The organism is Pseudomonas putida (genome assembly GCF_028682635.1).
Lineage (GTDB): Bacteria > Pseudomonadota > Gammaproteobacteria > Pseudomonadales > Pseudomonadaceae > Aquipseudomonas > Aquipseudomonas putida_AE.
The window spans coordinates 122152-149133 of sequence record NZ_JANHLK010000005.1 but is presented as its reverse complement, the minus strand read 5'-3'; the positions used below and the strand labels follow the sequence as shown (position 1 = coordinate 149133).

Sequence of the window (26982 nt, the reverse complement as noted above, 5' to 3'; positions counted from 1 at the left end):
AATGGCTTTTACCGACCCGTTCATCCGTCGCCCGGTGCTCGCCACCGTGGTCAGCCTGCTGATTGTGCTGCTGGGCTTCCAGGCCTGGAGCAAGTTGCCGCTGCGCCAATACCCGCAAATGGAAAATGCCCTGATCACGGTCACCACCGCGTACCCCGGGGCCAACGCCGAAACCATCCAGGGCTATATCACCCAACCGCTGCAACAGAGCCTGGCCAGCGCCGAGGGTATCGACTACATGACCTCGGTCAGTCGCCAGAACTTCTCGGTGATCTCGATTTATGCGCGCATCGGCGCCAACAGCGACCGCTTGTTCACCGAACTGCTGGCCAAGGCCAACGAGGTCAAGAACCAGCTGCCCCAGGATGCCGAAGACCCGGTGCTGAGCAAGGAAGCCGCCGATGCCTCGGCACTGATGTACATCAGTTTCTTCAGCAAGGAACTGAGCAACCCGCAGATTACCGACTACCTGTCGCGAGTCATCCAGCCGAAACTGGCGACCCTGCCGGGCATGGCCGAAGCCGAGATCCTCGGCAACCAGGTATTCGCCATGCGCCTGTGGCTGGACCCGGTGAAGCTGGCCGGTTTTGGCCTGAGCGCCAGCGACGTGACCAACGCGGTACGCCAGTACAACTTCCTTTCCGCCGCCGGCGAAGTGAAAGGCGAGTACGTGGTCACCAGCATCAACGCCAACACCGAACTCAAATCCGCCGAAGCCTTCGCCGCGATCCCGCTCAAGGTCGACGGTGACAGTCGTGTGCTGCTAAGCGATGTCGCGCGGGTCGAGATGGGCGCGGAGAACTACGACACCATCAGCTCCTTCGGCGGTACGCCCTCGGTGTACATCGGCATCAAGGCCACGCCCGCAGCCAACCCGCTGGACGTAATCAAGGAAGTGCGCAAGCTGATGCCGGAACTGGAGGCCCAGCTGCCACCCAACCTCAAGGGGGAAATTGCCTACGACGCCACGCTGTTCATCCAGGCGTCGATCGACGAGGTGGTGAAGACCCTGTTCGAAGCAGTGCTGATCGTGATCGTGGTGGTGTTCCTGTTCCTCGGTGCGTTGCGCTCGGTGGTGATCCCGGTGGTCACCATTCCGCTGTCGATGATCGGCGTGATGTTCTTCATGCAGATGATGGGTTACTCCCTGAACCTGCTGACCCTGCTGGCGATGGTGCTGGCCATCGGCCTGGTGGTGGACGACGCCATCGTGGTGGTGGAAAACATCCACCGTCACATCGAGGAAGGCAAGACACCGCTGGACGCCGCCATCGAGGGCGCCCGGGAGATCGCCATGCCGGTAGTCTCGATGACCATCACCCTGGCGGCGGTGTATGCGCCGATCGGCTTCCTCACGGGCCTGACGGGAGCCTTGTTCAAGGAGTTCGCCCTGACCCTGGCCGGTGCGGTGGTGATCTCCGGCATCGTCGCCCTGACCCTGTCACCGATGATGTGCGCCCTGCTGCTGCGCCACGATGAAAACCCCACGGGCCTGGCCCACCGCCTGGACATGATTTTCGAACGCCTCAAGCGCCGTTACCAGAAAATGCTCCACGGCACCCTCAACACCCGGCCAGTGGTGCTGGTGTTCGCGGTGATCGTGCTGTGCCTGATTCCGGTGCTGCTCAAGTTCACCAAGTCGGAACTGGCACCGGATGAGGACCAGGGCATCATTTTCATGCTGGCCAACGCTCCCCAACCGACCAACCTCGACTACCTGAACACCTACACCGACGAGTTCATCGAGATCTTCAAGGCGTTTCCCGAGTACTACTCATCGTTCCAGATCAACGGCTTCAACGGTGTGCAATCGGGCATCGGCGGTTTCCTGCTCAAGCCCTGGAACGACCGCAGCCGCACGCAGATGGAGATCCTGCCCGAGGTCCAGGCCAAACTGGAAAGCATTTCCGGGTTGCAGGTTTTCGGCTTCAACCTGCCCTCCCTGCCGGGCACCGGCGAGGGTCTGCCGTTCCAGTTCGTCATCAACACCGCCAACGATTACGAGTTGCTGCTGCAGGTGGTCGACCGAGTGAAAAAACGCGCGATGGAGTCCGGCAAATTCGCTTTCGTCGACGTCGACCTGGCCTTCGACAAGCCGGAAGTGGTGGTGGACATCGATCGTGCCAAAGCGGCCCAGATGGGTGTGTCGATGCAGGACCTGGGCGGGACACTCGCGACCTTGCTGGGTGAGGCGGAAATCAACCGATTCACCGTTGATGGGCGCAGCTACAAAGTCATTGCCCAGGTCGAACGGCCCTTCCGCGATAACCCTGACTGGCTGAACAATTACTACGTGAAGAACACCCAGGGCGAACTGCTCGCCCTCTCGACCCTGATCAGCGTGACCGACCGGGCGCGGCCGCGGCAACTGAACCAGTTCCAGCAACTCAACTCGGCGATCCTGTCCGGGGTACCGCTGGTGAGCATGGGTGAAGCCATCGACGCCGTGCGCCAGATCGCCAGGGAAGAAGCGCCGGCAGGCTTTGCCTTCGACTATGCCGGCGCATCGCGGCAATACGTCCAGGAAGGCAGTGCGCTATGGGTCACCTTCGCTCTCGCATTGGCGATCATTTTCCTGGTGCTCGCAGCCCAGTTCGAAAGCTTCCGCGACCCGCTGGTGATCCTGGTGACCGTACCGCTGTCGATCTGCGGCGCATTGCTGCCGCTGTTCCTCGGCTGGTCGAGCATGAACATCTATACCCAGGTCGGGTTGGTGACGTTGATCGGCCTGATCAGCAAGCACGGGATCCTGATCGTCGAGTTCGCCAACCAGTTGCGCAAGGACAAGGGCCTGACGCCCCGCGAAGCGGTGGAGGAAGCCGCGTCCATTCGTCTGCGTCCGGTGTTGATGACCACGGCGGCGATGGTGTTCGGCATGGTGCCCTTGATCATCGCCACGGGGGCGGGCGCGGTGAGCCGGTTCGACATCGGTACGGTCATCGCCACGGGGATGTCGATCGGTACGTTGTTTACCCTGTTTGTGTTGCCGTGCGTGTACACGCTGCTGGCCAGACCCGATAAACCTTAAAATCAAAAGATCGCAGCCTGCGGCAGCTCCTACAGGGTGTACGCCGATCCCCTGTAGGAGCTGCCGCAGGCTGCGATCTTTTGATGTTGCCGTTAAACAAAAGGCCTCGCATTTAGCGAGGCCTTTTATTTGGGCTTCAATCTGTTCAACTTTGCGGCCTCAGTCCTTGAGAAAGTCCGAACATGAACAGCAACAGATCATGATCGGGTTGAGTGGCCACGGATGCCTTGGCAACTCGTGGCAACGGACAGTGCGCATCACTGTGTACTGAACTGAGGACTTGCGTGCGGGGCTGCTCCCATGCCGCCACCGCGAGTGAAGCAACTGCCAAGGCTCCTACCAGAAACAAACCTCGCGCAACTTCAAGTTTCATTTCTATAAACCTTTGATAGCGCTGCCAAACGCCGTCTCATAAAAATAGACGAGTTTCTTCCAGTCCGTCGTGCTGAATGACGAGTGGCGGCGCAGCTGCTTCATGTCATGGGCAGCCGCCTGGCGGGCGCTCAAGCGCTGCCGGCACTTCTCCAGATCGATCAAGGCAACCTCGACTTTGGCCGCCTCGCCCTCACCGGTGACGCGAACAAATACGTGCTTGATATAGATGCAGCTGTGTTGCCAACGCCCCTTGTGCATGCGCGCCAGATTATCGGCCAGGTCCTTGAGCACGCGATCGTGCACAGCCTCGCCATGGCGCTCGCGTCCACCACCTTCGTACCACTTCTCGATTTCCTCGAAGCCGTCCAGGGACTTGGTCACCAGCAATGCGCGCCATTTGTGCACGGGATCGCGTTGTGCTTCACAGAAAACGATTTCCGGAACTCGAACATTGAGTAGGCGAAGGCCGGTGAGTGCATCACGCTCACGCAACACCGTCGGCCGTCCGAAAGGGTGCAAGAGCCCCCGATGGATATGGCCGGTCTGGCGTTTTACGTAGAGCAACTGCCCATCACTGCCCATCAGGCGCTGCACGCCACTCTCACCACCGCGCCGGACGTTGGGCTCTTCCACCCATTCTCCGCGCTGATTCCAGAAGAAATCGAATCGGTCCTGGGAGGCCAGGCCCGATCCTGCTGCACACTGCTCTGCCATCTGTTACCTCTTGCGCAATACGTAAACTCGCCACATGGCATAGAGCGGCAAAAAGTCGATACGTTCCTGAATACGGAAACCTGCCTGCTCAAATTCTTTTTCTACGACAGCTGCCGGTAACACAAATCGATTTTGGTAACCTTCCTGCCCACGGGTTCTCTCCGCACGCTTGCGTTTCCAGGCTTTGAAATTGCCGTCGACCCATAGCGAGAGGATGACGCTGTCGCGGCTGACGCGCTCGAACTCGCGCAAGATCGCCAGTCGATGCTCGGCTTCACCGATGTGGTGGAGCAAACGCATGCAGAAAATACTGTCGACGGCGTTATCCGGCAACGCGATGTCGAACGCAGACGTCTGCAAGGGTTGTACCCGTTTCACCACTTCAGCCGGCTGCGACTGTGTAGCGATCTTGATCATGGAATCGGAGTTGTCGGCACCGATGATCACGCGGTTGGGTTTTTCCGCCAGCATCGGCCAGAAACGCCCGGCACCGCAGGGCAGATCGAGGACCAGGCCCGGCTCGCCAACCAACGCCAGCGCCTTGCGCGCCATTTGCACGTCGCGCCAGTGGGACAAGCGGCGACCCACGCCATCCTTATGCTTTTGCAGGTAACGTTGAGCGTGTTGATCGTCGTATTTGTTGGAAAAATCCAGTTTGATCGGGCCATCCACCATCTTCAATGTCTCCTGAGCTTCTGATGCCGACCACCTTAGGTAGCGATGTGTCAGTTTCAGGTCATGCAATTGTGAAAAATTTGTCATGTACAACCCAGAATCATTTCAAGGTTTTACAATTCAGCGATACCGATCAATTCACATTCGATGTATTGAACTGGACCTGAAAACGACAGCCATTGGGTTCCATGGTCGTGAGGCTGACGCTCCAGCCCTGGTTTTCACAGATCCTTTGTACTAACGATAGCCCAAGACCCAAGCCCTCTCCGCGTTTCTCGTTACCCCGCACGAAAGGTTCGAACATCGCTTCGCGTTTTTCCTCGGGAATGCCCACGCCACTGTCCTCGACCATGAACCCCGTGGGCATCAGGCTCAGGCGGATAAACCCACGGTCGGTGTAATGCAGCGCGTTACGCAACAGGTTGCCCATCACCGCCTGCAGGAGCGTCGCGTTGTAACGCGTCGTGTGTGGGCTTCCCCAGTCGACGATCAGCTTGAGACCTTTGGTCTCGATCGGCTCGCGCCACAGGCTGATCAACCCGTCGGCCACTTCGCCCAACGTCTGCTGCGCAGACATGCCGGCATCTTCGCGCTGAGTGCGAGCCAGCATCAGGAAGGTTTGTACCAGCTCGCGCATTTCTTCACTGGCGCGGGCAATTCGCTCGACCTGGGCACGGCCGCGCTGATCGATGCCGGGGTTTTCCAACAGCAACTCGCAGGAACTGGCCAGCACCATCAAGGGTGTGCGCAGTTCATGGCTGACGTCGCTGGTGAACATGCGCTCGCGGGTCAGCGCCTGGCGCAAACGGCCGAGGGTCGCGTCGAAGGCCACGGCCAGTTCACCCACTTCATCGGCCGCATAATCAGGCGCCAGCGGCGGCGCCAGGCCCAGCAACTGATCGCGATGACGTACCTGGCGCGCCAGCCTGACCACCGGCGCCATCACCTTGCGTGCCAGTACCCAGCCGAGGAACACCGCCAGCGCCAGACTCAGCACGAACCCCACCAATACCACGGCAAACAGCACCCGCTCGCGTTCTTCGAAGTCACTCTGGTCTTGCAACAGGACATAGCGCCGGCCATCGACGATCTCGACCATCGCGTGGTACGACAGCTGCTCGCGGAAGACTTCGTGAAAACCCGAGTCCAGGTGGCGCAAATCCTTGGGCAACTCGAAATCGCCCGGCCCGCCGCTGAAATAGAACAGTTGGTCCGGTTCCGGGCGGTGGCTCCAGTCCGAGACGTTGTCCATCAGCAACAGGCGCTGCAAATCACCGCCCAGGCCCGCCGAGATCAGTTTTTCTTCCACCAGGTGCACGGTGAAGACGATACCCATGGCAAAGGCGCCCGCCACCAGTGCGCTCATCAGCGCAAAGGCAATGATGATCCGTTGCGAAAGGCTCTGTTTAAACTCCATCACGCCCCTCGGCCAGGCGGTAACCCACACCGTGCACGGTTTGCAGCAGCGGTTTGGCGAACGGCTTGTCGATCACCTGGCGCAATTGATGGACGTGGCTGCGCAGGCTGTCGCTGTCCGGGCAGTCATCGCCCCACAGGGCCTCTTCGAGAATTTCCCGGCGCAGTACATGCGGGCTTTTCTGCATCAGTACCGCCAGCAACTTCAGGCCCACCGGATTGAGCTTGAGCAAGCGGCCTTCACGGGTGACCTCCAGGGTGTCGAGGTCATAACTCAGGTCGCCGACCTGCAAGGTCCGGCGACCGCCCCCCTGGGTGCGACGCATGACCGCTTCGACCCGCGCCGCCAGTTCGGACAAGGCGAAAGGTTTGATCAGGTAATCGTCGGCACCGGACTTGAAGCCTTGCAGCCGGTCATCCAGTTGATCGCGAGCGGTGAGCATGATCACTGGAGTGTCGCGGCGGGCATCTTCGCGCAGGCGTTTGCACAGCGTGTAACCGTCGATGCCAGGCAACATGATGTCGAGCACGATCAAGTCGTAATGCTCGGTGGCTGCCAGATGCAGGCCCGACAAGCCGTCCTGTGCGCAATCCACGGTATAGCCCTTGAGTCCCAGGTAATCGGCCAGATTGGCCAGGATATCGCGGTTGTCTTCAACCAATAAAATTCGCATGGGCATCTTCTCCGTACACAGTGACGGCCGTCTTGGCCCGCGCAGCTTAAGGCCAAGTAAGCCTCAGGGCCAGGGTTGTGTGCAGGCGTTTGCCTGGCGAAATGACCGGCTCGAGCCTCAACGTTTTTTTTCACTATCGGTTCACAGGTTGACGACAGGATAGAGCGCAGACTCCGCGCGGCTGCGTACTCAAGAACATTCCACTGACCAAGGATTTGCCATGGTTTCGATCTCTGCACGCCCCGCTTCCCGACCGCTCAACTTCTGGGTGTGCCTGGGTGTTCCCGCCATTGCAGCCATCATTCTGGTATTGCTCGAACTGACGACGTTGGACATGGACCTGGCCAGGCTGTTCTACGACCCGGTCGCCGGGGATTTCATCGGGCGGCACAGTTATTTCCTGGAAACCGTCCTGCACGACCGGGCCAAGCAACTGGTCATAGCCTTTTCGGTGCTGGCAATCTTCGGCTTTGCCGGTTCATTCTTCATGGCCCGGCTCAAACCGTTCAAGCGGGAATTGGGCTGCCTGGTGCTGTCCCTGGGGCTGGCGACGTCCTTCGTCACCCCGATGAAAGCGGTAACGGCGGTGCAATGCCCGTGGAGCCTCGAGCAGTTCGGCGGCCACGAGACCTACAGCGAATTGTTGAGCCCGCGTCCGGCCACGGAGAAACCGGGTCGTTGCTGGCCTGGCGGTCACGCCGCGACCGGTTTCACCCTGTTTGCGCTGTTTTTCGTGTTGCGTGATCGCCGTCCACGCATGGCACGTGCGGCACTGGTTTTCGCCTTTGCCCTGGGTTCGGTGTTTTCCATCGGCCGGATGCTGCAGGGGGCACACTTTTTCTCGCACAACGTGTGGACGGCGGTGTTTTGCTGGCTGATTTGCCTGGGGTCTTATTACTGGATTCTGTATAGGCCTGCTTCGAGGGTTGAGCCCGTGGTCAATGTTCAAACGGCCTGAGCCTGAACGAAGATCAAAAGATCGCAGCCTGCGGCAGCTCCTACAGGGGGAACGCATTTCCATGTAGGAGCTGCCGCAGGCTGCGATCTTTTGATCCGGGCAATAATAAAAAACCCCGCCTGCTTTCGCAGGCGGGGTTTTTTAGTACAGGGGTAAGGCTGGCTTACATCATGCCGCCCATGCCGCCCATACCGCCCATGTCTGGCATGCCGCCGCCAGCACCGCTGTCTTTCTTCGGTGCATCAGCTACCGCAGCTTCGGTGGTCAGGATCAGACCGCCGATCGACGATGCAGCTTGCAGCGCGGAACGGGTGACCTTGGTAGGATCCAGGATACCCATTTCGATCATGTCGCCGTATTCGCCAGTCGCAGCGTTGTAACCGAAGTTACCTTTGCCGTTCTTGACTTCGTTGACCACAACGCTTGGCTCGTCACCGCTGTTGGCAGCGATCTGACGCAGCGGTGCTTCAATGGCACGGCGCAGAACAGCGATACCTACGTCCTGATCAGCGTTGTCGCCTTTCAGATCGTTCAGGGTTTGCAGAGCGCGGATCAGCGCAACGCCACCGCCAGGTACCACGCCTTCTTCAACGGCTGCACGGGTAGCGTGCAGGGCGTCTTCAACGCGGGCTTTCTTCTCTTTCATTTCAACTTCGGAACCAGCGCCAACCTTGATCACCGCAACGCCGCCGGACAGCTTGGCCAGACGCTCTTGCAGTTTTTCACGGTCGTAGTCCGAGGAAGTCTCGGCAACCTGGGCACGGATCTGGTTGATACGTGCTTCGATGTCGCCTTGAACGCCAGCACCGTCAACGATGATGGTGTTTTCCTTGGACAGGGTCACGCGCTTGGCGTTACCCAGGTGCTCAAGGGTAGTGCTTTCCAGGCTCAGGCCGATCTCTTCGGAGATCACGGTACCGCCGGTCAGAACGGCGATGTCCTGCAGCATGGCCTTGCGACGGTCGCCGAAGCCCGGCGCCTTGACGGCTGCGACTTTGACGATGCCACGCATGTTGTTCACAACCAGAGTCGCCAGGGCTTCGCCTTCAACGTCTTCGGCCACGATCAGCAGTGGACGGCCGGCTTTGGCAACGGCTTCCAGCACTGGCAGCATTTCGCGGATGTTCGAGATCTTCTTGTCGACCAGCAGGATCAGCGGGCCGTCCAGCTCAGCGACCATGGTCTCTGGCTTGTTGACGAAGTACGGGGACAGGTAGCCACGGTCGAACTGCATGCCTTCAACAACCGACAGTTCGTTTTCCAGGCCCGAGCCTTCTTCAACGGTGATCACGCCTTCTTTACCGACTTTTTCCATGGCTTCGGCAATGATGTCGCCGATGGAGTTGTCGGAGTTGGCGGAGATGGTACCTACCTGAGCGATAGCCTTGGTGTCAGCGCATGGCTTGGACAGGGCCTTCAGCTCTTTGACGATCGCGATGGTCGCTTTGTCGATACCGCGCTTCAGGTCCATCGGGTTCATGCCGGCAGCGACGGCTTTCAGGCCTTCGTTGACGATCGATTGAGCCAGAACGGTAGCGGTGGTGGTGCCGTCGCCTGCGTCATCGTTGGCACGGGAGGCAACGTCTTTGACCAGCTGCGCGCCCATGTTTTCGAAACGGTCTTCCAGTTCGATTTCTTTGGCTACGGAAACGCCGTCCTTGGTGATGGTCGGAGCGCCGAAGCTCTTCTCGATGATCACGTTACGGCCTTTCGGGCCCAGGGTCGCTTTTACCGCGTCAGCCAGGACGTTGACGCCTTTGAGCATTTTCTTGCGGGCGGAATCGCCAAACAGAACTTCTTTAGCAGCCATGATCGATATTCCTTAAATACTTTGTAGTAACGGGAAAATGAGCGGGTAATCAGCCTTCGACAACAGCGAGGATTTCGTTCTCGCTCATTACCAGCAGGTCTTCGCCGTCGACTTTCACTGTGTTGCTGCCGGAGTAAGGACCGAACACAACCTTGTCGCCCACTTTCACGGACAGTGCACGCACTTCACCGTTTTCCAGTACGCGGCCGGTGCCGACAGCGAGGATTTCGCCGCTGTTGGCTTTTTCAGCAGCCGAACCTGGCAGGACGATACCGCCAGCGGTTTTCTTTTCTTCTTCGCTGCGACGGATGACGACGCGGTCATGCAGAGGACGAAGCTTCATTGTCGATCTCTCCTAATTGTGGTTTTCATCGGCCGGTGTAGTCCCGGCGGGTTTAACAAAGTCCGGCGGTGCCGGGTGCGGTTCGTCGAGCGAACCGCGGAAGTCTGTCTGGCGTGCTCGCCAGAAACCTTGCGGTGACCGTTACATAAGGGCGTACAAGCTGATTACAAGGGCGGGGATCGAAAAATTTTTTACGCCGATCTCCCGAAAACGAACACGGCACCCGAAGGTGCCGTGTGCAGGTGACGTATCACTTGGTATCGCGGTGTTCGAACTCGCCTTCGATCACATTGGGCTCGCGACCGAGCGGCTCGCGGGGTGCGGGACCGCCACGGGGCGCAAGATCATCGGCGAACGCACGCTGGCGGATCGCTTGTTCCTCGGCACGCTGGCGCATTTTATTGGCCAGCAGGCGACGGCTGACCGGCAGCAACATGACCAGGCCGATCACGTCGCTGATGAATCCCGGAAGGATCAACAGGCCCCCGGCCAAAGCCAGCATCAGGCCCTCGAGCATGGTCTGGGCCGGCAGCTCGCCGCGGTTCAGGCTTTCACGGGCACGCAGCGCCGTGGCCAGCCCGGCGACGCGCAACACGAACACACCGAACATCGAGCCGAGAATGATCAGCAGCAGGGCCGGGAAAAACCCGATTGCCCCTGCCACCTTGACGAATATGAACAGCTCCAACACCGGGAACAGCAGAAAGAGCAACAAAAAAGGGCGCATCAAATGGTTCCTCAACGCAAGAATGCCTTGCCAGTAATCCTTAGATGACGTCGCCGTTTCGTGAATTCAAGCGTCGGCCACTGCATTTTTCGGCCAATGTTCGGCGTGAGCCAGGAAAACCAAGGCTTCGCGAACTTGTGTCGGCGTATTACAAGGCGCTTGGAACGGCAACCAATGCAGCCCTTGACCGATCAGCAGGTGCATACCTTCGCTGTCGATGCCCACCAGCCTGGCTGGCGAGGTATTCGGCAGGCCGGCCAGTTCGACGTAATGCGCGATGGCCTTGGCGTGATCGGCGTTCATGTGCTCGATCATGCTCAGCTCGGCCTTGCCGGCAAAGGGGTTGGCCAGGGTCAGCTCGTTGACCCAGTGAATCGCGCCGAAGCCGCCGATGTAGCGATGACGCACCGGCGTGAGCACCCAGAAATCGAAATCGTGGGCCTTGTGATAACTCTGCGAATCCGGGAAATAGCGGTAGTAACGTTCGGCAGCGGCTTCGATGGCTGCCTCGTCTTCGATCTGTTGCGCCTCGGCCAGGTACGTCAGGCGACCAACGGCCTGGACATCTTCAGCGCCTCGCTCGCCCACGAACAGCGAGCATTTTGGATCCTTTTGCAGGTTGTGGGTGTGCTGGGCGATGCGGCTGATAAGGATCAGCGGCCGGCCGAGCTCGTCCAGGCAGTACGGAACCACGGAGCCGAACGGGAAACCGGGCATCGATTTGGAGTGTGTCGAGAGCACCCCACGGTATTCCTTGAGGAGCAATTCTCGTGCATTCTTAGCCGCTTCAACGCTCAATTTATGACTCCTTATTAAGAATCCGTCGTAAAAACGGATCAGCTACTGGCACAGGTACCAGTTGACCATTGGGGGCAGTTCTCATGTGCCAAGGTAGGCGTGATGGAGAAGATGCCTTATGAAAAAACACCCAAACCTACCGGGGCATTACGAATGCAACTCACTGACAAAGTAATCATTATCACTGGCGGTTGCCAGGGTTTAGGCCGCTCCATGGCCGAGTATTTCGCCGCCAGGGGCGCGAAGCTGGCGCTGGTGGACCTGAACCAGGAAAAACTCGACGACGCCGTTGCCGCCTGCAAGGCCAAGGGTGTCGAAGCCCGCGCCTACCTGTGCAATGTGGCCAACGAAGAGCAAGTAAGCCACATGGTCGCTCAGGTCGCTGACGACTTCGGCGCGATCCATGGCCTGATCAACAACGCCGGTATTTTGCGTGACGGCCTGCTGCTCAAGGTCAAGGATGGCGAAATGACCAAGATGAGCCTGGCCCAGTGGCAGGCGGTCATCGACGTCAACCTGACGGGCGTATTCCTGTGCACACGTGAAGTCGCGGCGAAAATGGTCGAGCTGGACAACAGCGGCGCGATTATCAATATCTCGTCGATTTCCCGCGCCGGCAACGTCGGCCAGACCAACTACTCCGCCGCCAAGGCCGGTGTCGCTGCGGCGACGGTGACCTGGGCCAAGGAACTGGCGCGCTACGGCATTCGCGTGGCCGGCATTGCACCGGGCTTCATCGAAACCGAAATGACCCTGAGCATGAAACCTGAAGCGCTGGAGAAGATGACGTCGGGGATTCCGCTCAAGCGCATGGGCAAGCCGGAAGAAATCGCCCAATCGGCGGCTTACATCTTCGAGAACGACTATTACACCGGTCGGATTCTGGAGCTGGATGGCGGGTTGCGGATTTAAGGCATACACAGAACCTATGTGGGAGCGGGCTTGCTCGCGAAGGCGGTAGATCAGTCAACTAATCTGTTGAATGTCACACCGCCTTCGCGAGCAAGCCCGCTCCCACAATTGGATCGCGTTTCTTCAACCGATCAATCGTCGCTGATGCTGATGTTCGGCATCGCCGGCGTCAACGCCTCCTGCAACACGATCCGTGCGCCGACATGGCGCGCCAGCTCCTGGTAAACCAGGGCGATCGGGCTGTCAGGCTCGGCGATCACCGTTGGCTTGCCGCCATCGGCCTGCTCGCGGATGGCCATTGCCAGCGGCAACGAAGCCAGTAGCTCGACGCCATACTGATTGGCCAGCTTCACCCCGCCGCCCTCGCCGAACAGATGTTCGGCATGCCCGCAGTTCGAGCAGATGTGCACGGCCATGTTTTCCACCACGCCCAGCACCGGGATGTTGACCTTGCGGAACATCTCCACGCCCTTGCGTGCGTCCAGCAGTGCCAGGTCCTGGGGGGTGGTCACGATCACCGCACCGGCCACCGGGACTTTCTGTGCCAGGGTCAGCTGGATATCCCCGGTGCCTGGCGGCATGTCGATGACCAGGTAATCCAGGTCGCCCCACGAGGTCTGCGTCACCAGTTGCAGCAAGGCGCCAGAGACCATCGGCCCGCGCCAGACCATCGGCGTGTTGTCGTCGGTGAGGAACGCCATGGACATCACTTCGACGCCGTGGGACTGGATCGGCACGAACCATTTCTGATCCTTGATCTGCGGCCGGGTACCCTCGGCGATGCCGAACATGATGCCCTGGCTCGGACCATAGATGTCCGCATCGAGAATGCCGACCTTGGCCCCTTCGCGGGCCAGGGCCAAGGCCAGGTTGGCGGCGGTGGTGGACTTGCCCACGCCGCCTTTGCCGGACGCCACGGCCACGACGTTCTTGACGTTGGCCAGACCCGGGATCTGTGCCTGGGCCTTGTGCGCGGCGATCACACTGGTGATGTCGACGCGGGCAGTGCTGACACCGTCGAGGCCTTCAATGGCCATTTGCAGCATCTGCGCCCAACCACTCTTGAACAAACCGGCGGCATAGCCCAGTTCCAGCTGCACGCTGACGCGGTCGCCCTGGATCTCGATATTGCGCACGCACCCGGCGCTGACCGGATCCTGGTTCAGGTAGGGGTCGGTGTATTGGCGAAGGACGGCTTCCACCGCTGCGCGATTGACGGCGCTCATGGGCAACTCCGAAAACAGGACTGGGAATAGATGGCGGGTATCCTACCCCTTCTGTCTTCCGGACGGCATGCCCGGCAACGATTTGCAGGGGTGAAATATCTTTGCCGGCGCTTTATAGTGGCCGACCTCCGTTTCATCAAGTAGCCGAGCCCCATGTCCGAGCCACGCAAGATCCTCGTCACCAGCGCCCTGCCCTATGCCAATGGTTCGATTCACCTCGGCCATATGCTGGAGTACATCCAGACCGATATGTGGGTGCGCTTCCAGAAGCACCGCGGCAACCAATGCATTTATGTCTGCGCCGACGACGCCCACGGTTCGGCGATCATGCTGCGCGCGGAAAAGGAAGGCATCACCCCGGAACAACTGATCGCCAACGTCCAGGCTGAACACAGCGCCGACTTTGCCGAGTTCCTGGTGGACTTCGACAACTTCCACTCCACTCACGCCGAAGAAAACCGTGAGCTGTCGAGCCAGATCTACCTCAAGCTGCGCGACGCCGGGCACATCGCCCAACGCTCGATCACGCAGTATTTCGACCCGGAAAAGAAAATGTTCCTGGCCGACCGCTTCATCAAGGGCACCTGCCCGAAATGCGGCACTGAAGACCAGTACGGCGACAACTGCGAAAAATGCGGCGCGACCTACGCACCGACCGACCTGAAGGATCCGAAGTCGGCAATCTCCGGCGCCACCCCGGTGCTCAAGGATTCCCAGCACTTCTTCTTCAAGCTGCCGGACTTCCAGGAAATGCTGCAGGCCTGGACCCGCAGCGGCACCCTGCAGGACGCCGTGGCGAACAAGATCGCCGAATGGCTGGATGCCGGCCTGCAACAGTGGGACATCTCCCGCGATGCGCCGTACTTCGGCTTCGAGATCCCCGACGAGCCGGGCAAGTACTTCTACGTCTGGCTGGATGCACCAATCGGCTACATGGCCAGCTTCAAGAACCTTTGCGACCGTACGCCGGAGCTGGACTTCGACGCGTTCTGGGGCAAGGACTCGACCGCCGAGTTGTACCACTTCATCGGCAAGGACATCGTCAACTTCCACGCCCTGTTCTGGCCAGCGATGCTCGAAGGCGCGGGTTACCGCAAGCCGACCGGCATCAACGTGCACGGCTACCTGACCGTCAACGGCCAGAAAATGTCCAAGTCCCGTGGTACCTTCATCAAGGCCCGGACCTACCTCGACCACCTGTCGCCGGAATACCTGCGCTATTACTACGCGGCCAAGCTGAGCCGTGGCGTCGACGACCTCGACCTGAACCTCGAAGATTTCGTGCAGAAGGTCAACTCCGACCTGGTCGGCAAAGTCGTCAACATCGCCAGCCGTTGCGCCGGGTTCATCAACAAGGGCAATGCCGGCGTGATGGTCGAGACCAACGCCGCGCCGGAGCTGACCGAAGCCTTCCTGGCCGCCGCGCCAAGCATCGCCGACGCCTATGAAGCCCGCGACTTCGCCCGCGCCATGCGCGAGATCATGGGCCTGGCCGACCGCGCCAACGCCTGGATCGCCGACAAGGCACCGTGGTCGCTGAACAAGCAGGAAGGCAAGCAGGATGAAGTCCAGGCCATCTGCGCCACCGGCGTCAACCTGTTCCGTCAACTGGTGATCTTCCTCAAACCGGTATTGCCGCTGCTGGCCGCCGATGCCGAGGCGTTCCTCAATGTTGCGCCACTGACCTGGAACGATCACGCGACCTTGCTCGCCAACCATCAGTTGAACGAGTTCAAGCCGTTGATGACCCGTATCGACCCGGTCAAAGTGCAAGCCATGACCGACGCCTCGAAAGAAGACCTGACCGCCAGCCAGACCGACACCGGCGAAGCCACACCAGCCGGTAATGGCGAGCTGGCCAAGGATCCGCTGTCGCCGGAAATCGAGTTCGACACCTTTGCCGCGGTTGACCTGCGCGTCGCCCTGATCGTCAAGGCCGAACACGTGGAAGGTGCCGACAAGCTGCTGCGCCTTACCCTGGACATCGGTGACGAACAACGCAACGTGTTCTCCGGCATCAAGAGCGCCTACCCGGACCCGTCCAAGCTCGATGGTCGCCTGACCATGATGATTGCCAACCTCAAGCCACGGAAAATGAAGTTCGGCATTTCCGAAGGCATGGTGATGGCAGCCGGTCCTGGCGGTGAAGAAATCTACCTGCTCAGCCCTGACAGCGGCGCCAAGCCTGGTCAGCGGATCAAGTAAGGCACTGCGGTAAACCGATCCCACAGTCGTGCCTGGCGCGACTGTGGGATTTTCATGTCTGGCCCATACTATTACTGAACTCGGGCATTACTTGTAGGAGCTGCCGCAGGCTGCGATCTTTTGAATTTGCTTTGAAAAAGATCAAAGATCGCAGCCTGCGGCAGCTCCTACAGGGTTATCGAGCAACGGATACGGACGATCATGACCGAAACCCTGCTTACGCTTATCGGCACTGCCCTGCTCAACAACTTCGTGTTGCACTGGCCGCTGGGTGTCGAGCCGCTGCTGGCCAGCGAACGTCGCCAGGTCCATGCCTTGGGCATCGCCACGACCTGCCTGATGCTGATTACCGGGGTGCTCGGCTATGCGCTGTATCACTGGTTGCTGGTGCCGCTGGAGATGACGGCGCTGCGCCTGTTTGTGTTTCTGCCATTGAGCGTGCTGCTGATCGGCCCGTTGTTGCAGCTGCTTTCCCGGATGTTTTCGACATTGTCCTTCGAAGGCCTCTGGCCTTTGCTGCTGTGTAATGCCGGGGTGCTCGGCGTGGCATTGCTCAACGCCCGGGAGGACATGGGATTTTTTCACGCCACAGCCTTGAGCCTCGGTGCCGGGCTGGGCTTCTGGCTGGTACTGAGCCTGTTCAACGACCTGCGCCAGCGCACACTTGATAACGATGTGCCCCTGCCCTTTCGCGGCCTGCCGATCGACCTGGTCGGTGCCGGCCTGATTGCAGTGGCCTTTCTCGGATTCAGCGGACTGATCAAAACATGAGTCTGATTCAACGCATCGACGCCCTCTTGCCGCAGACCCAATGCGGCAAGTGTGGCCATCCCGGATGCAAGCCGTACGCCACCGGCATTGCCAACGGCGAGCCGATCAACAAGTGCCCGCCCGGCGGCAGTGAAACCATCCACGCCCTGGCCGAACTGTTGCACGTACCGGTGCTGGAGCTGGACGTCAGTCGCGGCTCGGCCCCGGCGCAGATTGCCTATATCCGTGAGGCCGAATGCATTGGTTGCACGAAATGCATTCAGGCCTGCCCAGTGGACGCCATCGTCGGCGCGGCCAAGTTGATGCACACGGTCATCATCGACGAATGCACCGGGTGCGACCTTTGCGTGGCGCCTTGCCCGGTGGACTGCATCGAAATGCATCCGCTGCCATTGAACAGCGTGCTGCCGATTGTCGGTGGCCTGGCTTTCAGCCTGGAGGAGCAACGGGCACGCGCCGCCAAGCGCGATCATGCGCGGCGCCGTTTCGAGCAGCGCAACGCCCGCTTGCAGCGTGAAGAACAACAAAAAACTGCCGAGCGCGAGGCCCGTGCGCAACGGGTCGTCCAGCCCAGCGAAACGATCCTCGACCCGGTACAGGCAGCCCTGGAACGCGTCCGCGCGCAAAAGGCGGCGAATGCCGATGCGGCCCTGAAAAAAGCCAAGATCGACCTGGCGATGAGCCGGGCGCAGTTGAACAAGTCGCTCAAGGCCTTCGGTCATCCGCCGACCTTCGAACAGCAATCGCAGTTGATTGTCCTGCAACAGCAGTTCGAAGCCGCTGAGCAGGCTTTGGCCCAACTGGAACGCAGTGCGCCACCTACCCCGTCACCCGTCGCGGCTCCGGCGCAGGACGCCGAGCTGAAACGCGCAAAAATTCAGCTGGCCATGCGCCGCGCCGAACTGAAGAAAGCCCAGGCCAGCGCAGCACCCGCCGAACAAATCGAAGCCCTTGAGCGGGCCCTGAGCGAAGCCGAACGCCAGGTGGATGCCCATGCCGCCCCTTGAACCGGTCGACGAGCGCCTGCAACAGGCGATGAAACTGGTTCTGCTGGCGACGTTGCCAGGGATGCTGGCGTTATTCTGGTTCTACGGCTGGGGGGTGTTGCTCAACCTGATACTGGCAGGCGTCAGTGCGCTGGCCGCGGAAGCGGCGGTACTGCGCTTGCGCCGGCGTGCGCTCAAGCCGACCTTGAGCGACGGCAGCGCCCTGGTCAGTGCCACGCTACTGGCCCTGGCCTTGCCGCCCTACTGTCCCTGGTGGCTGACGGTCAGTGCTGCCGCGCTGGCCATGGTGTTCGGCAAGCACCTGTATGGCGGGGTCGGCAGCAATCCGTTCAATCCGGCGATGCTCGGTTTCGCCCTGGTGATGGTGACGTTTCCGCAACAGATGACCCAATGGCCTGCCTCCCAGGGCATGGACCTGTGGGGTGGTGTGCAGCAAGTATTCGGTGTCGGCCAAAGCCCGGACGCCTGGGTCCGGGCCACGGCACTGGACAGCCTGCGGATCAACAAGAGCCTGACCATGGACGAACTCTTCTCGGCCAATCCGGCCTTTGGGCGTTTCGGCGGTCGCGGTGTGGAATGGGTGAACCTGGCTTTTCTCGCCGGCGGCGCGTTTTTGCTGCAACGCCGCGTATTCAGCTGGCACGCGCCTGTCGGCATGCTCGCCAGCCTGTTCGTCATCAGCCTGTTGTGCTGGAACGGTTCGGGCTCAGACTCCCATGGTTCGCCGCTGTTTCATCTGCTCACCGGCGCCAGCATGCTGGGCGCATTCTTCATCGTCACTGAACCGGTATCCGGCGCCAAAAGCCCCGGGGCGCGACTGCTGTTTGGTGCAGGAGTCGGGTTGCTGACCTATCTGATTCGCACCTGGGGCGGTTACCCGGACGGCGTGGCCTTTGCCGTGCTGCTGATGAACCTCTGTGTACCGGCGCTGGAGCGGCTGGTCGCGGCCAGGCAGGAGCGGATCGCACCATGAGCCGAGCGTCGAGCGCCGCCATCCTCGCGTTACTGACTGCCCTCGGAGCGGGCCTGACCTATCTCGCGCAACACAGCAGCGCGCCACGGATTGCGGCTGAGCAGCGCCTGATCGACAGTCGTTACCTGCTCGACCTGCTACCGCCCGACAGCTACGACAACCAGCCGCTGGACCAACCGCTCAAGCTCGACAACACCGCGCTGGGCAACAGCACGCTGCTGACGGGTTATCGGGCGACCAAGGTCGGCCGAGCCTATGCCGTGCTTTTACGCAGCCAGACCCTGGGCTACGCGAGCACCATCGATTTGCTGATCGCCATCGATCTCGACGGCAGACTGCTGGGGGTCAAAACCCTCAAGCAAACGGAAACCCCGGGGCTCGGCGCACGAATCGCCGACTGGCCCAATACCTGGCTTGCAGCCTTTTCCGGCAGGTCGCGAATCGATCCGGGCGACAATGGTTGGGCCTTGAAAAAGGACCAGGGGCAGTTCGACCAGATTGCGGGAGCGACCATCACCTCAAGAGCGGTGATCAATGCCACCCATGACGCCTTGCGTTATTTCGATGAGCATCGGCCCTCACTGCTTGGGAGCCCCTCCGATGAGTAATCCATTGCGGTTGCAGAACACCTTGATGCTCGCGCCGCTGATTGGCGCCACCGACTCACTGGTGAATGCCCTGGGCCTGTGGTTGCTGTTCATTGTCGTGATCAGTGGGTTCGGCCTGTGCATGAACGCCTTGCGATCGCGCCTGCTCCCGGCAACCCACTTGTCGGCCAGCGTGCTGCTTGCCGCAACGCTGACCAGTTGCGCAGAACTCGGCGCGCAGGTCTGGTCGCTGCAATGGCACCAGCATGCCGGGATCTATACCGGCTTGATCGCCTTGCAATGTGTCGTACTGGAGCGCTCCGATTTCTTCCAGAGCCCCTGGCGAGAGCGCTGGCGTCTGTGCGGCCTGTTCGGCGCATCGATGGTGGCTATGGGCCTGCTGCGTGAACTCATCGGTTACGGGACACTGGGCAACCACCTACCCTGGCTGGCTGCTGTAACACACGCGGATTGGCCGGGCTGGGTACTGACCGCTGACGGTGGCCTGCGCCTGGCCACGCTGGCCCCCGGAGGCTTCATACTGCTGGGATTGCTGATCGCCGCCTGGCAAGCCTGGCACCGCCCGACACGCTCAAACTGACTGCCTTCGAGGAAACGCTTCGCCCATGAATGCCGCAAAACGTCTGGAAATTTTCCGCAGGCTGCATGAAGACAACCCAGAACCGAAGACCGAACTGGCCTATTCCTCAGCCTTTGAATTGCTGATTGCGGTGATTCTTTCCGCGCAATCGACCGATGTCGGCGTGAACAAGGCCACGGCAAAACTGTTTCCGGTTGCCAATACTCCGGCGACGATTCATGCCTTGGGGGTCGAAGGATTGTCGGAATACATCAAGACCATCGGCCTGTACAACAGCAAGGCAAAAAACGTGATCGAGACCTGCCGTCTGCTGGTTGAGCGTCATGCAGGCGAAGTGCCGCAAACCCGTGAGGAACTCGAGGCGTTGCCTGGCGTTGGCCGCAAGACCGCCAACGTGGTGCTCAATACTGCATTCCGCCAGTTGACGATGGCCGTGGACACTCACATTTTTCGGGTCAGCAACCGCACCGGCATTGCGCCCGGCAAGAATGTGGTTGAGGTCGAGCATAAATTGATGAAATTTGTGCCAAAGCAGTACCTGCTCGACTCCCATCACTGGCTGATCCTTCACGGACGTTATGTTTGCCTGGCCCGCAAACCTCGCTGCGGCAGTTGCCGGATCGAAGACTTGTGCGAATACAAGCACAAGACCTCGGACGATTGAGCCGCTATTGGGTTTATCAATATATCGATTGAAAAAATCTTTTTTACCCGTCGCAGGATTGTCGATATAAGGAGCCCCAAAGGCCTTCTTCGCCTGGAGTAACTAAATGAGCACTGGCAAAGAGCAATTGGATGTAGATGACGACTTCACCCCCGTAGAGGCTGATGATGCCGAGCCGGTGGTTGAAGTAGCGAAAACCAACCTGAGCAAGCGCCGGACCATCGACAATCTGCTGGAGGAGCGCCGACTGCAAAAGCAATTGGCCGATTACGATTTTGACTTGTAAAACCTAAAAGCCTCCCGAAACGGAGGCTTTTTACCAAGTGCCGAACCGCGATCAACGCTCGCCTGGTGTACTCCGTCAGAGGCAGGCTCATCATGCCAGACCATTACGCTGGGCCAGTTCAATCAGATCGACCAGGGAGCGCGCATTGAGCTTTAACAGTAGTCGGGTCTTGTAGGTACTGACGGTCTTGTTGCTGAGAAACATCCCATCAGCAATCTCTTTGTTAGTCTTGCCCCGGGCCAACTGCTGTAGCACCATCATTTCCCGCCCAGAAAGACGATCCACCATATCGGCTTCACTGGCGTTGCCAAGACTGGCACGCACAGTGTGCAAGGCCTGATTTGGAAAGTAACTGTAGCCTGACAATACCGCCTTTATTGCACTGAGCAACTCCGTGAGATCCTGTTGTTTACAAACATATCCGGCGGCTCCCGACTGCATGCAGCGCATGGAAAAATGACCAGGTGACTGGGACGTCAATATCAGCACTTTCATCGGCATCGCAGCCGAGGTCAGTCGTGCAATGACTTCCAGTCCATCGAGTTTAGGTATTCCTATATCCAGGATGACAATGTCCGGCATGTATTCACGGGCTAGTTGTAATGCATCCACACCATTATCTGTTTCTGCAATGACTTCGTAGCCATGACGCTCCATCAGCATTCGTACCGCAAGACGAATGACGGGGTGATCATCCACAATCAGCACTTTATTCATGGGCAAGTCCAATTTCGCTGTTCGAATTTTTAGAGCCCGCACAATAGCCTAGTCGTTTCCCCCCTGGCATGTCGCCTCCCCCAACCACTTGCACCGAGAGACATTCCCTACAAAATTCACAGATTTTTCCTACAAAAAATCGAGCAAATCGTTAGGCGGAAAACTTTTTTTGAAGTCTTGACTTTCCAATTGCGATTACTTTTTTGTATCGACCTGCAACGAAAAAATGAGCGGAGTTTTATTTTCAGACAGCGATCAGACATGTGCCGCCCTACCCAACCGCGCAAAGGTAATTGGGATAATCCAATATCCACACTAACTCCAGAAATATCACACACAACTTATCCACTCGTTCTTACAGCAAAAATCACCCCATCATCGATTATAAGAAAACCGTAAACAAGAAAACGCCTACCCGACATCAAATAAATTAAAAAACAGAAACCATGGATGCCCAACATGCGTTAGATGGATTAAATTCAAACCAATCAAGCAATAGCTATCGAGGAACTTAAAATGGACAGGATTAAAAAAAGAATAAACAACCCCATGACAGTGATTGCGATATTCGCAACACTGTCTGAAACATCAGCTGCGATTTCACTGCCCTTTCTTGATGATGATGATAGAGACATCTACGTCTGGTTCCTGATCAGCTTTCCTTTTTATCTGCTGTTGCTATTCTTTGTCACTCTCAACTTCAACTATCGATCGCTTTACGCCCCCTCCGACTTTGAGAAGGGAAAACACTTCATAAAAGTCATGGACGGTCTCGAGCAATCCGAGAACAAGAAGACTCGAAAGTCCCCGACCAGGGCATCGGGTACTGGCGACCAATCCACTCGCCGCCCATCGAAAGCACAAGACCCACCTTCAGCAACAGTTTCTGCCAAAGCCCTTTCGGCGCATCACCACGTACGTCTACCCGAACGATTGAAGGACCTGTATGTGATTGATGCACGCAGGATGACAGGCCAGGCCGAGTTCAGCCATTTGTTGGAGAGCATCCAGATCGAACCGGGAAAGGCTGCACGTGCAGTGGTGTTCCTCACCTGTACCGAGTCGGATTCAAAACTGAGGGAAAGCGCAGCCGCTCCTTCAAAACACGTGAAGAAACATTGCCGCACAACGTTCTGTGCTGCCTACAACTTAAATTCACAGGGTTTGACGGTCATTGACCAACATTTGCCCATCGACGCACGGCAACCCGAAGCGTTTGACGATCGATCAGAAGGGAATGATGAGAGGAGTCATAGCAAGGCGGGAAAGAACACTGATACGGGCAGGTAGCAACTCCCCCCCTTTTAAATGTGCGGCCCTGTCGACGACCGGGCCACACATTCCATTGCGTCAAAGGTCTCAGAAAAGCTTGCGACCTTTGTTCGCCGCGATGCGCATGCGCAAGGCGTTGAGCTTGATGAAGCCCGCTGCGTCGGCCTGGTTGTAGGCGCCGCCATCTTCTTCGAAAGTCGCAATGTTGGCGTCGAACAACGACTCGTCTGACTTGCGACCGGTGACGATCACGTTGCCCTTGTACAGCTTCAGGCGCACAACGCCATTCACGTGAGCCTGGGACGCATCGATCATCTGTTGCAGCATCAGACGCTCAGGACTCCACCAGTAACCGGTGTAGATCAGGCTGGCGTACTTGGGCATCAACTCGTCTTTAAGGTGAGCCACTTCGCGGTCCAGGGTGATCGATTCGATCGCACGGTGGGCGCGCAGCATGATGGTACCGCCAGGAGTTTCGTAGCAGCCACGGGACTTCATGCCCACGTAACGGTTCTCGACGATGTCCAGACGGCCGATACCGTGTTCGCCACCGATACGGTTCAGAGTCGCCAGCACGGTGGCCGGGGTCATTTCGACGCCGTCCAGCGCGACGATGTCGCCATTGCGGTAGGTCAGTTCCAGGTACTGCGGCTTGTCGGGAGCCTTCTCCGGGGAGACGGTCCAGCGCCACATGTCTTCTTCGTGCTCGGTCCAGGTGTCTTCCAGCACACCACCTTCATAGGAGATGTGCAGCAGGTTGGCATCCATCGAGTACGGGGATTTCTTCTTTCCGTGACGCTCGATCGGGATCGCGTGCTTTTCAGCGTAATCCATCAGCTTTTCACGGGACAGCAGGTCCCATTCGCGCCACGGAGCGATCACTTTCACACCTGGCTTCAAGGCGTAGGCGCCCAGTTCGAAACGAACCTGGTCGTTACCCTTGCCGGTGGCGCCGTGGGAAATGGCGTCAGCACCGGTTTCGTTGGCGATTTCGATCAGGCGTTTGGCGATCAACGGGCGAGCGATGGAAGTACCCAGCAGGTACTCGCCTTCGTAAACGGTGTTGGCGCGGAACATCGGGAAAACGAAATCGCGCACGAACTCTTCGCGCAAGTCGTCGATGTAGATCTCTTTCACGCCCATGGCTTGAGCCTTGGCACGTGCAGGTTCGACCTCTTCGCCCTGACCCAGGTCAGCGGTGAAGGTCACCACTTCACAGTTATAAGTATCCTGCAGCCACTTGAGGATCACCGAAGTGTCCAGGCCGCCGGAATACGCCAGAACGACCTTGTTTACGTCCGCCATGCCATCACTCCACGGGGTTCTACGGAAAGCCGTCAAGTCTACCGCCCGCGCAAGATAATTTACAGTGGCGCGACAGCTTATGACGACGAAGCGACAGATTATGTCGAGAGCGCGACGATGACCAAGGGGTCAGGAAGTCGCCGAAGCGGCAGGCTTCGTCGCTTGGGGTGCCACCTGCTCCGCGGGGGCTCCGCGCTCCAGGCGTATCGCTACCCGGCGGTTTTTCGCGCGGTTGGCGTTGCTGATGTTGGGGGCCAGGGGATAACGCTCGCCATGGAAACGCAGGGTGATTTGCGATTCCTGGACGCCATTGGCCTTGAAGAAGTCCATCACCGCCAGCGCCCGACGCCGTGACAGGTCACGATTGGTCAGGCGGTTGCCGCTGTTATCGGAGTGGCCGTCAAGCTCGATGCGATTGACCGTCGGATCGGCTTTCATGTACTCCAGCATGACTTGCAGCCTGGCCTTGGCGGCCGCATCCAGATCGATACCGCCACCGGGAAAGCCAATCTGGGATTGCTTGACCTGATCGAAGTTCTGCGGCAGCAACTTGGCCACGCAGCCCTGATACTCGGCAAATGCCTTGGTAAACCGGACCGGCAACAAGCGCACCTCCGACACCCGGCCATCGCCCGAGGAATTTCGAACCACAGGACTGCGTCCGTCGATCAGGCCGCTGATCAAGCGTGCGGCCTGGGCCTGGGAGCTGTTGAAGAGGATGTTGCCGCTGCCGATTCTCACCGTGCCCAGGTTGATATCACCGCGTCCCGGCTGCCAGGGTGCAGCGGCCGCCAGCAAGGTGGCAGAACCACCGCCCATCATTGCGTTGTAGGCATTCAAACGAAACGTCGCCTGTTCCCCGGCGCGCCGCACGAATTCACCCGAGCCGAAATCGGTGATCGGCTGAGTCAGCCGGCATTCGAATTTGTCGCCTTCGACCGTCCACTCGATGCTCTCCAGGCGAGTCTGGAAAGTGAGTGCCATCGCGGGAAGGCTGGCAAACACGCTGAGCAAGGCTAAATAACGCTGGCGCACGGGAGGCTCCACTGGCTTCTACGACAAAAAGACCGACACACAGATGTTCACGGCATACCTGTTGGATATCGGAAGCTTCCCGTAAAACTTGATAGCGAGTGCCTGCAAGAGTCTTTTCCGGTAGCATTCCCCTCAGTTTGACCCGCCTGGAATCCCCTCATGTCCGACCGCCTGACCCTGCTGCGTCCCGACGACTGGCATATTCATCTTCGCGATGGTGCCGTGTTGACCAATACCGTCGCGGATGTCGCGCGCACCTTTGGCCGCGCCATCATCATGCCCAACCTGGTACCACCAGTGCGCAATGCGGCTGAAGCCGACGGCTATCGCCAGCGGATTCTCGCTGCTCGCCCGGCCGGCAGCCCGTTTGAACCGCTGATGGTGCTGTACCTCACCGACCGCACCCAGCCTGAAGAAATTCGCGAGGCCAAGGCCAGCGGTTTCGTTCACGCCGCCAAGCTGTATCCGGCCGGCGCGACCACCAACTCGGACTCGGGCGTCACCAGCATCGACAAGATCTTCCCGGCCCTGGAGGCCATGGCCGAAGTCGGGATGCCTTTGTTGATCCACGGTGAAGTCACCCGCGGCGATGTCGACGTCTTCGACCGCGAAAAAATCTTCATCGATGAGCACATGCGCCGTGTGGTCGAGCGTTTCCCGACCCTCAAGGTGGTGTTCGAACACATCACCACCGCTGACGCCGTGCAGTTCGTCAACTCGGCTTCGGCCAACGTTGGCGCGACCATCACCGCGCATCACTTGCTGTACAACCGCAACCACATGCTGGTGGGCGGGATTCGGCCGCACTTCTACTGCCTGCCGATCCTCAAGCGAAATACCCACCAGGAAGCCCTGCTCGACGCCGCCACCAGCGGCAGCGAAAAGTTCTTCCTCGGCACCGACTCGGCGCCCCACGCCCAGCACGCCAAGGAAGCAGCCTGTGGCTGCGCCGGTTGCTACACCGCTTATGCCGCGATCGAGATGTACGCCGAAGCCTTCGAACAGCGCAACGCGCTGGACAAGCTCGAAGCCTTCGCCAGCCTCAACGGCCCGCGTTTCTATGGCCTGCCGGCAAACACCGATCGCATCACCCTGGTCCGCGAAGAATGGACCGCCCCGACCAGCCTGCCGTTTGGCGAGCTGACCGTTATCCCGCTGCGCGCCGGTGAAAAACTGCGCTGGCGCCTGCTGGAGGAACACGCGTGAGTGAAGACCATTTCGACGACGAACAGGAAGGTCAAGGCGGTGGCGGCGGTTCCCGTCACCCAATGGCCGCCAGGTTCCGTGGCTACCTGCCGGTTGTCGTCGACGTAGAAACCGGTGGTTTCAACTCGGCCACCGACGCCTTGCTGGAAATCGCCGCGACCACCATCGCCATGGATGAAAAGGGTTTTGTGTACCCGGATCACACCTACTTCTTCCGGGTCGAGCCGTTTGAAGGTGCGAACATCGAAGCGGCCGCCCTGGAGTTCACCGGGATCAAGCTCGATCACCCGCTGCGCATGGCCGTGAGCGAAGAGTCGGCGCTGAACGATATCTTCCGCGGCGTGCGCAAGGCGCTCAAGGCCAACGGTTGCAAACGGGCGATCCTGGTTGGGCACAACAGCAGTTTCGACCTGGGCTTCCTCAATGCCGCGGTCGCGCGCCTGGACATGAAACGCAACCCGTTCCATCCATTCTCCAGTTTCGATACCGCGACGCTCGCCGGCCTGGCCTATGGTCAAACCGTGCTGGCCAAGGCCTGCCAGGCTGCCGATATCGACTTCGACGGGCGCGAGGCGCACTCGGCCCGCTACGACACCGAGAAGACTGCCGAGCTGTTCTGCGGCATCGTCAATCGCTGGAAACAAATGGGCGGCTGGGAAGACTTCGGCGACTGATTCGTTTGTAGGAGCTGGCTTGT

27 protein-coding genes are annotated in these 26982 nt (G+C 59.2%); 14 read left to right on the top strand and 13 right to left on the bottom strand.

All coding sequences use genetic code 11. From position 1 onward, the window contains the following. The first annotated feature begins 1 nt into the window (after position 1). A complete protein-coding gene (locus NPS56_RS08390) occupies positions 2 to 3028 on the top strand; it encodes a multidrug efflux RND transporter permease subunit (protein WP_274074240.1) in 3027 nt (1008 codons plus the stop codon). Between the two features lie 145 nt (positions 3029 to 3173). Here the strand turns inward: NPS56_RS08390 and NPS56_RS08385 are convergent, their stop codons facing one another. The 5 genes from NPS56_RS08385 to colR form a co-directional block, all read right to left on the bottom strand. Then, positions 3174 to 3401, bottom strand: a complete 228-nt coding sequence (locus NPS56_RS08385) for a hypothetical protein (protein ID WP_081504798.1) — start codon at positions 3399 to 3401, stop codon at positions 3174 to 3176. 2 nt (positions 3402 to 3403) lie between these two features. Further along, positions 3404 to 4117, bottom strand: coding sequence for a lipopolysaccharide kinase InaA family protein (locus tag NPS56_RS08380; protein ID WP_274074239.1), 714 nt, complete (start codon positions 4115 to 4117; stop codon positions 3404 to 3406). 3 nt (positions 4118 to 4120) lie between these two features. Beyond that, positions 4121 to 4789 carry a class I SAM-dependent methyltransferase gene (locus NPS56_RS08375; protein WP_274074379.1) on the bottom strand — a complete coding sequence of 223 codons (669 nt, stop codon included), beginning with the start codon at positions 4787 to 4789 and terminating at the stop codon, positions 4121 to 4123. Between the two features lie 136 nt (positions 4790 to 4925). Beyond that, positions 4926 to 6209, bottom strand: a complete 1284-nt coding sequence (locus NPS56_RS08370) for a sensor histidine kinase (protein WP_274074238.1) — start codon at positions 6207 to 6209, stop codon at positions 4926 to 4928. Then, entirely contained in the window at positions 6199 to 6882 is a 684-nt protein-coding gene (colR, locus tag NPS56_RS08365; protein WP_053155177.1) for a two-component system response regulator ColR, read from the bottom strand. The genes NPS56_RS08370 and colR overlap by 11 nt, the downstream gene beginning before the upstream one ends. Before the next feature lie 220 nt (positions 6883 to 7102). Here colR and NPS56_RS08360 point away from each other — a divergent pair, with 220 nt between their 5' ends. Next, positions 7103 to 7840 carry a phosphatase PAP2 family protein gene (locus tag NPS56_RS08360; RefSeq protein WP_274074237.1) on the top strand — a complete coding sequence of 246 codons (738 nt, stop codon included), beginning with the start codon at positions 7103 to 7105 and terminating at the stop codon, positions 7838 to 7840. A gap of 163 nt (positions 7841 to 8003) precedes the next feature. Here the strand turns inward: NPS56_RS08360 and groL are convergent, their stop codons facing one another. The 4 genes from groL to NPS56_RS08340 form a co-directional block, all read right to left on the bottom strand. Beyond that, entirely contained in the window at positions 8004 to 9650 is a 1647-nt protein-coding gene (gene groL / locus NPS56_RS08355) for a chaperonin GroEL (RefSeq protein ID WP_274074236.1), read from the bottom strand. 49 nt (positions 9651 to 9699) lie between these two features. After that, positions 9700 to 9993: a co-chaperone GroES gene (locus NPS56_RS08350; RefSeq protein WP_020799908.1), complete on the bottom strand. Its 294-nt coding sequence runs from the start codon at positions 9991 to 9993 to the stop codon at positions 9700 to 9702. Positions 9994 to 10243: 250 nt separating this feature from the next. Beyond that, positions 10244 to 10720 (bottom strand): FxsA family protein, encoded by a 477-nt coding sequence (locus NPS56_RS08345; protein ID WP_274074235.1) that lies wholly within the window; start codon positions 10718 to 10720, stop codon positions 10244 to 10246. Between the two features lie 66 nt (positions 10721 to 10786). Next, a complete protein-coding gene (locus NPS56_RS08340) occupies positions 10787 to 11518 on the bottom strand; it encodes a HugZ family protein (RefSeq protein WP_274074234.1) in 732 nt (243 codons plus the stop codon). Between the two features lie 153 nt (positions 11519 to 11671). Between NPS56_RS08340 and NPS56_RS08335 the strand changes: the two genes are divergently transcribed. Next, positions 11672 to 12430, top strand: coding sequence for an SDR family oxidoreductase (locus NPS56_RS08335; RefSeq protein WP_274074233.1), 759 nt, complete (start codon positions 11672 to 11674; stop codon positions 12428 to 12430). Positions 12431 to 12561: 131 nt separating this feature from the next. Here NPS56_RS08335 and apbC read toward each other — a convergent pair whose 3' ends face one another. After that, a complete protein-coding gene (gene apbC, locus NPS56_RS08330) occupies positions 12562 to 13656 on the bottom strand; it encodes an iron-sulfur cluster carrier protein ApbC (RefSeq protein ID WP_274074232.1) in 1095 nt (364 codons plus the stop codon). 153 nt (positions 13657 to 13809) lie between these two features. Between apbC and metG the strand changes: the two genes are divergently transcribed. From metG to NPS56_RS08290, 8 genes are all read left to right on the top strand, one after another. Beyond that, positions 13810 to 15861 (top strand): methionine--tRNA ligase, encoded by a 2052-nt coding sequence (metG, locus tag NPS56_RS08325; RefSeq protein WP_274074231.1) that lies wholly within the window; start codon positions 13810 to 13812, stop codon positions 15859 to 15861. Positions 15862 to 16062: 201 nt separating this feature from the next. Continuing rightward, entirely contained in the window at positions 16063 to 16632 is a 570-nt protein-coding gene (locus NPS56_RS08320) for an electron transport complex protein RnfA (RefSeq protein WP_274074230.1), read from the top strand. Then, a complete protein-coding gene (gene rsxB / locus NPS56_RS08315) occupies positions 16629 to 17639 on the top strand; it encodes an electron transport complex subunit RsxB (RefSeq protein ID WP_274074229.1) in 1011 nt (336 codons plus the stop codon). Before NPS56_RS08320 ends, rsxB begins: the two co-directional genes overlap by 4 nt. After that, entirely contained in the window at positions 17626 to 18612 is a 987-nt protein-coding gene (locus tag NPS56_RS08310; protein ID WP_274074228.1) for an RnfABCDGE type electron transport complex subunit D, read from the top strand. The genes rsxB and NPS56_RS08310 overlap by 14 nt, the downstream gene beginning before the upstream one ends. Continuing rightward, entirely contained in the window at positions 18609 to 19220 is a 612-nt protein-coding gene (locus NPS56_RS08305; protein WP_274074227.1) for an RnfABCDGE type electron transport complex subunit G, read from the top strand. The genes NPS56_RS08310 and NPS56_RS08305 overlap by 4 nt, the downstream gene beginning before the upstream one ends. Further along, the gene (locus NPS56_RS08300) at positions 19213 to 19800 is read left to right on the top strand and encodes an Rnf-Nqr domain containing protein (RefSeq protein WP_274074226.1); all 588 of its coding nucleotides are present in this window, start codon (positions 19213 to 19215) and stop codon (positions 19798 to 19800) included. Before NPS56_RS08305 ends, NPS56_RS08300 begins: the two co-directional genes overlap by 8 nt. Positions 19801 to 19825: 25 nt before the next feature. Next, a complete protein-coding gene (gene nth, locus NPS56_RS08295) occupies positions 19826 to 20464 on the top strand; it encodes an endonuclease III (RefSeq protein ID WP_274074225.1) in 639 nt (212 codons plus the stop codon). A 106-nt stretch (positions 20465 to 20570) separates the two neighbouring features. Beyond that, positions 20571 to 20750, top strand: a complete 180-nt coding sequence (locus NPS56_RS08290; RefSeq protein WP_046819033.1) for a PA3496 family putative envelope integrity protein — start codon at positions 20571 to 20573, stop codon at positions 20748 to 20750. A 90-nt stretch (positions 20751 to 20840) separates the two neighbouring features. Here the strand turns inward: NPS56_RS08290 and NPS56_RS08285 are convergent, their stop codons facing one another. Further along, positions 20841 to 21467 carry a response regulator transcription factor gene (locus tag NPS56_RS08285; RefSeq protein ID WP_008057539.1) on the bottom strand — a complete coding sequence of 209 codons (627 nt, stop codon included), beginning with the start codon at positions 21465 to 21467 and terminating at the stop codon, positions 20841 to 20843. 516 nt (positions 21468 to 21983) lie between these two features. Here NPS56_RS08285 and NPS56_RS08280 point away from each other — a divergent pair. Continuing rightward, positions 21984 to 22757 carry a hypothetical protein gene (locus NPS56_RS08280; RefSeq protein WP_274074224.1) on the top strand — a complete coding sequence of 258 codons (774 nt, stop codon included), beginning with the start codon at positions 21984 to 21986 and terminating at the stop codon, positions 22755 to 22757. A 69-nt stretch (positions 22758 to 22826) separates the two neighbouring features. Here the strand turns inward: NPS56_RS08280 and NPS56_RS08275 are convergent, their stop codons facing one another. Further along, positions 22827 to 24044 carry an argininosuccinate synthase gene (locus tag NPS56_RS08275; protein WP_020799894.1) on the bottom strand — a complete coding sequence of 406 codons (1218 nt, stop codon included), beginning with the start codon at positions 24042 to 24044 and terminating at the stop codon, positions 22827 to 22829. A gap of 129 nt (positions 24045 to 24173) precedes the next feature. Next, positions 24174 to 25079: a flagellar protein MotY gene (locus NPS56_RS08270; protein ID WP_274074223.1), complete on the bottom strand. Its 906-nt coding sequence runs from the start codon at positions 25077 to 25079 to the stop codon at positions 24174 to 24176. Between the two features lie 159 nt (positions 25080 to 25238). Between NPS56_RS08270 and pyrC the strand changes: the two genes are divergently transcribed. Further along, entirely contained in the window at positions 25239 to 26285 is a 1047-nt protein-coding gene (gene pyrC, locus NPS56_RS08265) for a dihydroorotase (protein ID WP_020799892.1), read from the top strand. Beyond that, on the top strand, positions 26282 to 26959 hold the full coding sequence (gene rnt / locus NPS56_RS08260) for a ribonuclease T (protein ID WP_274074222.1): 678 nt from the start codon (positions 26282 to 26284) through the stop codon (positions 26957 to 26959). The genes pyrC and rnt overlap by 4 nt, the downstream gene beginning before the upstream one ends. Positions 26960 to 26982: the final 23 nt, after the last annotated feature.